Genomic DNA, 2723 nt, shown 5'->3' with positions numbered 1-2723 from the left:
TTTAAAATGTTGCATCCGCCAGCTGGCGGACGGGTGCATTTGAAAATGAATTTGTAACTTTAACCGTTTAAGCAAGGCACCCGCCCGTATGGCGCAATAAAAACCCAGGCCAGGGCGCTGCGCTCGAGCGTTATGCCCAATTGCTATGAATAAGAAACAGTATTTAATTTCACGAATTAACGGCAAGCATCAGGGGCGCGGCGGTAACCCCGTCGCCTGCATGCCATTGTTAGCCCGCGCCCCTTGCCTTGAGTGTAACCCTCCAATCTATTTCTCAATAGGAACTCCGATAAGGGTGCTCCATTCTGCCCATGAACCATCATATAACCGGACTTTGGAGTAGCCGAGCAGATAGGTCAAAACAAACCATGTATGGTTGGATCGCCCACCAACGATACAGTATGAGATTACTTCCTTATCTGAAGTAACACCGTTGCTGGTATATAAGGCTTGCAGTTCTTCAACCGACTTGAAGGTTCCATCCTCCTTGAGTGTCATATCCCATGGAATATTGACTGCGCCGGGTATATGACCACCACGCTGACTGGCTTCTGCCTGATATTTCCACCCGTCCCACAACTGACCATGGTATTCTTCTGGCGTGCGCACATCCACCAACATTCGCTCCGGTTTGCCAATGGAATTGAGAACCCAATCGCGCAATGCACGAATACTCCAATCAGGCTCTGTCGCGATGTAGACAGACCGTGTGACAGTTGGTATTTTTGTCGTCAGTGGACGACCTTCAGCAATCCACTTCTCACGATTTCCATTCATAACACGCACATCGTTATGACCATAGATTTTCAATAGCCATAAAGCAAATGTCGCGTATCCGTGACGACGGGCGCCATAAACAATGATGGTCGTATCTTTTTTGATTCCCGAGCGGACCAGCAACTCCTCTATTCCCTCCTTGTCTGGTAAATCCTTGCGGATAGGGTGTTGGAAGTCAGTACTCCAAGCCCATCCCACTGCACCAGGGATATGCCCGGAATTGTAGTCACTCAGGTCATAACCTGCTTCGACAATACAGACTTTGAGTGTAGTGAGGTGCTCAGTGACCCATTGTGTATCTACAAGGACTTCAGGATTAGCATAACTTAGCACGGGTTCAGCAGCATTTGTTAGCAAATTCAAGGCAGGTAATGCAAGACCTGATAACAGCATATTTTTTGAAAATTTTCTACGATTCATTATTTTATCTCTGCAAGTTTAAGTAAAGTGCAACAGTTAATAAAAAAGAAATTGCCTAACCCGGATAAACCGGAAACAAAAAGGCAACCACTAATTTCGATACAAATTCGTGGTTTAGTTTCAGGTTCAAACTTTTGCCAAATTTGTGCATAAATTGACTTTAAAAATTCTAACATACCAACCTCGTGTATAGAGTAAGGCCCCGCACCTGACTTGTTAAGCCCCCACAGTTGAGACGAGCGGCCTACTAAATAGGCAGCAATTTTGCAGTCTATCACTCGTTTGGCTTTTATTTATAAATTGATTTCCAATTTTTTATATAATAAATACTCTTTGCAAACACTGCCAAACATATTTTTCTGTAAAATTACGTTTCTAAAGTTAGTAAAAAAGTGAAACAATGATACGACAGCCAAAAAAGTTATTAGAGCAGGTTCACAACCAAATAAAATTACGTCATTACAGCCGCAGAACGGAAGATTCTTATTTTTATTTGTTAGTAACAAACTTGGAGTGAAAAGTCCATTTGATTATTAAAATAGAAAAGCAAAAGCAAATGGGCATAACAGCAAATATAGGTAAGCTGGGCTAAATTAGCAAATTTGAATTAGGTGCATAAAATGAACATATTGACAGTCTGATAAGTAAGTGGCTCAAGAAGCCCAGCCTACCCATATTTGCAAACCGTTAGTGTGCATTTTTATACTCCTTAGAAATAAATTCAAAGATGAGAGTAATTGTAATTCTTTCTGCCCTTTTAATTATTCAACTTTCGTCTTGTAAGAAAGAAAATAATTACGAAATAATCAGACCTGGCTCTTATTTTCCAGTGTACCCTAATTCGTGGTGGAAATATCTTAAAAACAATACAGATACAGTGACAGTTACTACCAGTGAAACTTATATCCTTCACAAATATGAACTAACAAGTGATCCACATCCAGTTACTTATTCTGATCCCGTTTATGTGCCATTTTACAGTGGTAGACCTATTTATGGATATGATAAAATTGATTATTGTCCCTGGATTGAACCTCATTATTCAAGGTGGCCTATTTTGAGGGAAGAAATTGGTTATAGTTATTCACGAGAATGGTGGTGTGACGAAAGATCAGATTATGAATGTGAAATGGTCGTTGTAAAAGATAAAATTTTTAATGGCCAGGATTCCGTATTGATACTGGAAAGCACATTTGAGTGTCCTTACCCATGCCACATGAAAAGATATCGTGAGTTTACCAAATATATCGGGTCAACATTAGATATTCTCTATGATTCTTTTACTTTCGATACCATTAGCAAATCAGTTTTAATAGATTACCATATAACTTTTGACACTATCTCTAAAAATAACCAATGAGTCTGCTAATTGCACACTTTTTAAATTTTGAACGCACACTAATCGAGTAGGCTGCCCCGTCAGCATCGCCGACGGGGAGAGCCTCTCACACCACCGTGCGTACGGGTCACGTACACGGCGGTTCGTTAAGCATAGCCCAGCCGCTCTTTACACCAGATGAGCTTGT

General features: G+C 40.9%; 2 protein-coding genes. One reads left to right on the top strand and one right to left on the bottom strand.

The annotated features are described in order from the left end of the window. Nucleotides 1-267 precede the first annotated feature (267 nt). A complete protein-coding gene (locus M0Q51_17360) occupies nt 268-1197 on the bottom strand; it encodes a sulfurtransferase (GenBank protein ID MCK9401737.1) in 930 nt (309 codons plus the stop codon). A gap of 727 nt (nt 1198-1924) precedes the next feature. Between M0Q51_17360 and M0Q51_17355 the strand changes: the two genes are divergently transcribed. Further along, the gene (locus M0Q51_17355; protein MCK9401736.1) at nt 1925-2557 is read left to right on the top strand and encodes a hypothetical protein; all 633 of its coding nucleotides are present in this window, start codon (nt 1925-1927) and stop codon (nt 2555-2557) included. The last annotated feature ends 166 nt before the right edge of the window (nt 2558-2723 follow it).

The organism is Bacteroidales bacterium (assembly GCA_023229505.1).
In the GTDB taxonomy this organism is placed as follows: Bacteria; Bacteroidota; Bacteroidia; order Bacteroidales; family JAGOPY01; genus JAGOPY01.
Note: the sequence above shows the minus strand (reverse complement) of the source record. Positions and strands in the feature narration are given on the sequence as shown.

Bases quoted from the DNA above. Each gene is read 5' to 3' on its own strand.
- M0Q51_17360 (MCK9401737.1), bottom strand. From the start codon at position 1,197: ATGAATCGTAGAAAATTTTCAAAAAATATGCTGTTATCAGGTCTTGCA.
- M0Q51_17355 (MCK9401736.1), top strand. From the start codon at position 1,925: ATGAGAGTAATTGTAATTCTTTCTGCCCTTTTAATTATTCAACTTTCG.